5 protein-coding genes and 1 pseudogene are annotated in these 6,331 nt (G+C 73.0%); 3 read left to right on the top strand and 3 right to left on the bottom strand.

The genetic code is table 11. The features are described 5' to 3' along the window. Window positions 1-466, bottom strand: a pseudogene (locus tag GTW08_RS00440) (hypothetical protein); the annotation flags it as partial. Between the two features lie 482 nt (window positions 467-948). Between GTW08_RS00440 and GTW08_RS00435 the strand changes: the two are divergent. The 3 genes from GTW08_RS00435 to GTW08_RS00425 all read left to right on the top strand — a co-directional run bounded on the left by GTW08_RS00435 (window position 949) and on the right by GTW08_RS00425 (window position 2,644). Next, window positions 949-1,809, top strand: a complete 861-nt coding sequence (locus GTW08_RS00435; protein ID WP_083659078.1) for a helix-turn-helix domain-containing protein — start codon at window positions 949-951, stop codon at window positions 1,807-1,809. Window positions 1,810-1,933: 124 nt separating this feature from the next. Then, window positions 1,934-2,179: a VOC family protein gene (locus GTW08_RS00430; RefSeq protein ID WP_139283013.1), complete on the top strand. Its 246-nt coding sequence runs from the start codon at window positions 1,934-1,936 to the stop codon at window positions 2,177-2,179. Between the two features lie 3 nt (window positions 2,180-2,182). After that, entirely contained in the window at window positions 2,183-2,644 is a 462-nt protein-coding gene (locus tag GTW08_RS00425) for a tRNA (cytidine(34)-2'-O)-methyltransferase (protein ID WP_073578110.1), read from the top strand. Window positions 2,645-2,801: 157 nt separating this feature from the next. Here the strand turns inward: GTW08_RS00425 and GTW08_RS00420 are convergent, their stop codons facing one another. Both GTW08_RS00420 and GTW08_RS00415 read right to left on the bottom strand, forming a co-directional pair. After that, the gene (locus GTW08_RS00420) at window positions 2,802-3,716 is read right to left on the bottom strand and encodes a YceI family protein (protein ID WP_083659079.1); all 915 of its coding nucleotides are present in this window, start codon (window positions 3,714-3,716) and stop codon (window positions 2,802-2,804) included. Between the two features lie 133 nt (window positions 3,717-3,849). Beyond that, a complete protein-coding gene (locus GTW08_RS00415; protein WP_346009821.1) occupies window positions 3,850-6,282 on the bottom strand; it encodes an FtsK/SpoIIIE family DNA translocase in 2,433 nt (810 codons plus the stop codon). Between the last annotated feature and the right edge of the window lie 49 nt (window positions 6,283-6,331).

The raw sequence follows: 6,331 nt of genomic DNA, 5'->3' as shown, positions 1-6,331 counted from the left end.
CGGTCGTGTCCCCGACGGCGTCGGTCGCGCGCTCCGTGGTGTCCCCGGTGCCGCCGGCGGCAGCACCGGCGCCCTCGACGGCCGCACCGGCCGCGTCACCGGTCTTCTCCACGCCCGCCCCGGCGGCGTCACCGGCGGCGCCGGCGACCTGCTCGACCGGCTTGCCGAGATTCTCGACCCGCTCGACGAGCGAGCTGGTCAGCGCCTCGAGCCGGTTGCCGGCCGCGGACACCGCGGCCTGTTTACCCGCCTCGAACAGTCGGCCACGCACGGCGTCGGACAGCCGGGTCAGCTCCGGCGACCCCGCCACCACCTTGGACGCCTGCGACACGATTCCGGCAGGCGTCAGATTCAGTTTCCGCCCGGCGAGCGCACCCCCGAGCATGATCGCCAGCTTGGCCTTCTTCGTTCTTCCCAGCACATAGCCGCCGACGACGGCCATTCCGATCTTGGAGGCGTTGCTCATGACCCCGTCCCTCTCCATTGAGCGATTACCGGACAGCACTCCGGAACGCCCCGCGTTCCCCACACCGAATCGGAACCATGACACACCACGAACCGATCTGCCTCCCCCGACGAATACGGATCGGCAGATCGTGCAATTCCGATCTTGCGCATCCGGTGACCATTCGATCACCACGGTGATCGAATGGACGTGGGACCGATTAAGGAAATGTTTCATCCGAACGGAGCGATTGGGCGACGACCGCTCTAAGATCCATTCTGTGAAAGGGCCTGTCCGCTACGGCGGACGGCCGGGTGCGACAACCGCTCACTTTTCGACCCCGCGGCCGTTCTCAGGATCGCCGGGCACCCCCGGTGGACCCCGTCGACCGTTCGACGAACGACCACGGAACACCTGGCGGCGCGGGCGCGTCCGGGCGTCGCCGACGACCGTCCGTTCCGGACTCCCGGCCGCCCCGTCCCGGCGGCGCTACCCTGGCCCGCATGTCCGACGGGGCCCGCCGCTGGCGTACCTCCGCCCGTCTGCGCCCGCTCGTGTCCGGGATCTGGTGCTGGTCCTCCCCCGCGGGCCCGGCGGGGACGCACCAGGGCGTGTCGAGCGCCCACCTGACCGTCGTGCTCTGCCTGGACGGTGCGGTCGACCTGCTCGCCGCCCCGGATCCGCGACGCGGCCCGGGCCGGTTCACCGCCTCGGCTGCCGGCCTGCACGCCGCACCCGCGGTGCTCGCGACCGGCACCCGGCAGGCCGGGATGCAGCTGGAGATGACCTGGCGCGGCGCCCGCACGCTGCTCGGGCTGCCCGCCGGCGAGCTGGCCGGCGACGTGGTCGACCTCGCACTGCTCCTCCCCGGCCTGGACACCCTGCTGGACCGGCTGCGCGCCGAGCCGGGGTGGGCGGGGCGCTGCGCACTGCTCGACACCGCACTGTGCGCCGTCGCCGAGGCCCGGGACCGTCCGGGCGACCCGCCGCCGGAGGTGGTGCGCGCCTGGGAGCTGCTGGCCCGCAGCGGCGGGACCGCGCGCGTCGCGGACGTCGCCGGGGAGGTCGGCTGGTCGCAGCGCCACCTCGGTGAGCGGCTACGACGCGAGACCGGGCTCGCGACGAAGGCCGCGGCACGGGTCATCCGGTTCGAGCGGACGTGCACGCTGCTGCGCCGCCCGTCGGCTCCCCCGCTCGCCGAGCTGGCCGCGATCTGCGGCTACGCCGACCAGCAGCACCTGGCCCGCGACTTCCGCGACCTCGCGGGCACCACCGCGCTCACCTGGCGGGCCGAGCGGGTCCGCCCGGCGGCTCCGATTCGTCCACGACCGCGGCGCCCGTCCCCGGCACCCTCGCCCCCATGAGCGACTGGCCCAGTCTGTCCAGCCCCGGCCCGCTCGTCCTGTCACGTTCCTGACCTCGGCACCGGACTTCACCGAGCGCGCCGTCCACACCGGTGACGACGGCGCGATCGTCCACGCCGAGCTGGTGCGCACCGGGGCCACCGGTGCCCCCGCCGCCGTGCTGCTCGGCCCCGCCCACGACGGGTGCCGCCCACCCGGCGGCGCGGCCGTCCACCTCGTCTGCGACGACCCGGACCCCCTGTTCGCCCGCGCCGTCGCGGGCGGTGCCACCGTCGTGCACGCGCCCTTCGACGCCGACGACGGCAGCCGCCTGTTCGCAGTCGCCGACCCGGACGGCAACCACTGGAGCGGGGGCACCTGGTACGAGTAGCGCGTGGTCCGCCTCGCCCTGCACACCCCGGAGATACCGCCCAACACCGGCAACGCGATCCGGCTCGCCGCGAACACCGGCGCCGAGCTGCACCTGGTCCGGCCGCTCGGCTTCTCCCTCGACGAGCGCTCGGTACGCCGGGCCGGGCTCGACTACGCCGACCTCGCCGAGGTCGTCGTGCACGACGACACGGCCGCGTTCGCCGGCTGGGTGCGCGCCGCGGGGGCACGGGTGTTCGCGTTCGTGCCGGGCGCGCCGGTCCGCTACACCGACGTCGCCTATTCCGACGAGGACGTGCTGCTGTTCGGCCGCGAGTCGACCGGGCTGCCGCCGGAGGTGGCGGGCGCGGACTGGGTGACGGGCACGGTGGCACTGCCCATGCGGTCGTCGAACCGCTCGCTGAACCTGGCCAACGCCGCCGCCGTCGCCGTCTACGAGGCGTGGCGGCAGCAGGGGTTCAGCTGATCCCGTCGAGGAACCGGGCGATCCCGGTGTCGAGGATCCGCAGCAGGTCGTAAGGCGGGTCCCCGATCCGTCGCCGCGGCCGCTCCCGGGCTCGCCGAGCACCGGGCCGCGACCGCCGCGACGGCCCTCACGCTCCCGGGGTACCGAGCACCGGAGGTCAGGACTGCCGGATCGCCTGCACGTCGAGCTGGATCTGGATCGTCGACCCGACCACGGGCAGGCCCTTGGCGATGGTCTGCTGCCAGTTGAGCGTGTAGTGCTCGCGGTGCAGCTGGGTGGTGGCGACCGCGCCGACCCGGTCACCGTTCCACTCCGCGGCGCCCAGGAACGTGGTGTCCAGCGAGACGTCGCTGGTGAGGCCGTGCAGCGTGAGGTCGCCGTCCACGGTCCACCGGTTCCCGCCGTGCGCGACGAAGCGCACGCTGGAGAAGCGGAGCTCGGGGAAGCGCTCGACGTCGAGGAAGTCGGCCGAGCGCAGGTGGGTGTCCCGGGCGGGGACGTTGGTGTCGACACTCGCCGCGTCGATCACGACGTCGACCGAGGACTCCTCGAACGGCTCGGCGATCCGGATCTGGCCCTGGAACCGGTTGAACCGGCCGTACACCTTGGACATGCCGATGTGCCGGGCGACGAAGCGCACCGAGCTGTGGTCGCCGTCGATCACGAAGACGCCGGGGCGCGGCGGGCGCAGCGCCGGGTCCTCGCCGAGGACGATGTGGCCCATGTCGGCGTGCTCGCCCCAGGACACCTCGACGACGTCGGTGACCTGCTGGTAGCCGCCCGCCTCGACGCGCACCCGGTACCGGCCGGGCATCAGCGACGCGGCGAACCGGCCGAACGGGTCGGTCTCGACGTACACCGCACGCCGGTCGGCGGGGTCCATCACGGACACCTCGGTACCGGCCAGGGCACCGCCCTGCTGGTCGCGGACCTGGCCGGACAGCACTCCGCCGGTCAGCGGAATCGGGACGAGCGCGTGCCGGTCGGTGGTGCCCCGCGCCGGGCGACGACGGTCCTTCTTCCTCCAGAACACCAGCCAGAACCTCCCCTGCCCGGCGACGACGGGCAGCACGACGTACGGTCGCCGGCCGGCGACCCCTGGTCACTCTGGCACGAACGTGACCGTTCCGTTAACCCGTCGGCCCGAAAAGTCGATCACCGACGGTGTCGGGATCATCACCGCCCCGCAGCCGTCACCCGCGGCGTCACTCGTCGTCGTCGGCGATCTCGCCGCCGTCGGCGGTCCCGCCGCCGCGGATCAGGAGGAGAGCACCCTCCAGCTCGTCCGGCTTGACCAGCACGTCGCGGGCCTTCGAGCCCTCCGAGGGGCCGACGATGTTGCGGGTCTCGAGCAGGTCCATCAGCCGGCCCGCCTTCGCGAACCCGACCCGCAACTTGCGCTGCAGCATCGAGGTCGACCCGAACTGCGAGCTGACGATCAGCTCGGTGGCCTGCAGCAGCAGGTCGAGGTCGTCACCGATGTCGGCGTCGATCTCCTTCTTCTCGCCGGCCTTCTGCGCGGTGACGCCCTCGGTGTAGCTGGGCTCGGCCTGCTCCTTGGTGAACGCGACGACCTTGGAGATCTCGTCGTCGTCGACGAAGGCGCCCTGCATGCGGACCGGCTTGCCGGCGCCCATCGGCAGGTAGAGCGCGTCGCCCATGCCGATCAGCTTCTCCGCGCCCGGCTGGTCGAGGATGACCCGCGAGTCGGTCAGCGACGACGTCGCGAACGCCAGCCGGCTCGGGACGTTGGTCTTGATCAGACCGGTGACGACGTCCACCGACGGCCGCTGGGTCGCCAGGATCAGGTGGATCCCGGCCGCACGCGCCTTCTGTGTGATCCGGACGATCGCGTCCTCGACGTCGCGCGGCGCGGTCATCATGAGGTCGGCGAGCTCGTCGACGATGCACATGATGTACGGGTAGGGCCGGTACACCCGCTCGGACCCGGGCGGGGCGGTGATCTCCCCGGTGCGGACCTTGCGGTTGAAGTCGTCGACGTGGCGGACCCGGTTGGCCTGCATGTCCTGATAGCGCTGCTCCATCTCCTCCACCAGCCAGGCCAGCGCCGCAGCGGCCTTCTTCGGCTGGGTGATGATGGGCGTGATCAGGTGCGGGATGCCCTCGTAGGGCGTCAGCTCGACCATCTTCGGGTCGATGAGGATCATCCGGACCTCGTCCGGCGTGGCCCGCGTCAGCAGCGACACCAGCATCGAGTTGACGAAGCTGGACTTACCGGAACCGGTGGAGCCCGCGACCAGCAGGTGCGGCATCTTCGCCAGGTTCGCGACGAGGTAGTGGCCCTCGATGTCCTTGCCCAGCCCGATCCCCATCGGGTGCTGCTCGGCGCGGGCGTTGCCCGAGCGCAGCACGTCGCCGAGGCGGACCATCTCGCGGTCGGTGTTGGGGACCTCGATGCCGACCGCGGACTTGCCGGGGATCGGCGCGAGCAGCCGCACGTTGTCGTTGGCGACGGCGTAGGCGAGATTGCGCTGCAGCTGGGTGATCTTCTCGACCTTCACCGCCGGGCCGAGCTCGATCTCGTAGCGGGTGACCGTCGGGCCACGGGTGAAGCCGGTGACCTGGGCGTCGACGTTGAACTGGTCGAGGACCCCGGTGATCGCCTCGATCATCGCGTCGTTGGCGGAGCTGCGGGACTTCGGCGGCGGCCCGGCCTCCAGGGTGTCCGCCGGCGGCAGGATGTACTCGGTGTCGGACTGCGGCTCGCGGATCGCCATCGAGAGCTGCTCCCCCTCGAGCGGCTCGTCCGCGACCGGCGGCGTCTCGACGACGGGCTTGCGCGGCTTCGTCGCCGGCGGTGCGGCCGCGGCGGGGACGGCGGCGGGCACCTCCTCGTCCGGGACGCCGGGCAGCGACGGGTCCACCGGGGCCGGGGCGTGCTCGCCGTCCTCCGTCCGGAACGCGTCGGCTTCCGCGGCCCCCTGCCTGCGCCGCGCCGGGCGCCGCTTCTTCGGGGCCTCCTCGGCATCCCCGGCCTGCCCGTCCCGCTCGGCGACGGCGTCGGCCACCGTGCGCGGGCGGCCCGCACCGGTGTCCTCCTCGTCGTCCTGCTCGGGCGGCAGCTGTCCGGTGAGCCTGCGGAAACGATCCGGCAGCTCCCGCACCGGGATGCCGGTGACCAGCAGGACCGAGTACAGCGTCAGGAGGACGAGAACGGGTACGGCCGTCCACAGGCTGAGCCCTGCCTTCAGTGGGGTCCCCGCGACGTAGCCGAGCGCGCCGCCCGCGGCGCGCCAGGCGTCGGGCTCGGCGGGTGCTCCGGCACCCAGGTGCACCAACCCGAGCACGCCGAGGGCGAGCAGCAGGCTGCCGGTCACGATCCGCGGCCGGGCCTCCGGGTGCCCCTCGGTGGTGACCAGCACGATGCCGATACCCAGCAGGATCGCCGGCAGCGCGACGCCGGCCTGGCCCATCACCGCCTGCACGAGGAAGGTGAACCAGTAGCCGACCGAGCCGCCCGCCTGCCACCACAGCCCGGCGGCGGCGATGACGGCGAGCACGAGCATGCCGAAGCCGATGCCGTCACGGCGGTGCGCGGGGTCGATCTCGCGGGTGCGCCCGACCGCGCGCCCGGAGGCGCGGACGGTCTTCGCCACGCCCCGGCCGACCGCGTCGATCCCGCGGTCGACCAGGTCCGGGCCCTGGCGCCGGGCCGGCGGCCTGCGG

The sequence above is a fragment of the Pseudonocardia sp. SID8383 genome (assembly GCF_009864975.1).
In the GTDB taxonomy this organism is placed as follows: Bacteria; Actinomycetota; Actinomycetes; order Mycobacteriales; family Pseudonocardiaceae; genus Pseudonocardia; species Pseudonocardia alni.
Note: the sequence above shows the minus strand (reverse complement) of the source record. Positions and strands in the feature narration are given on the sequence as shown.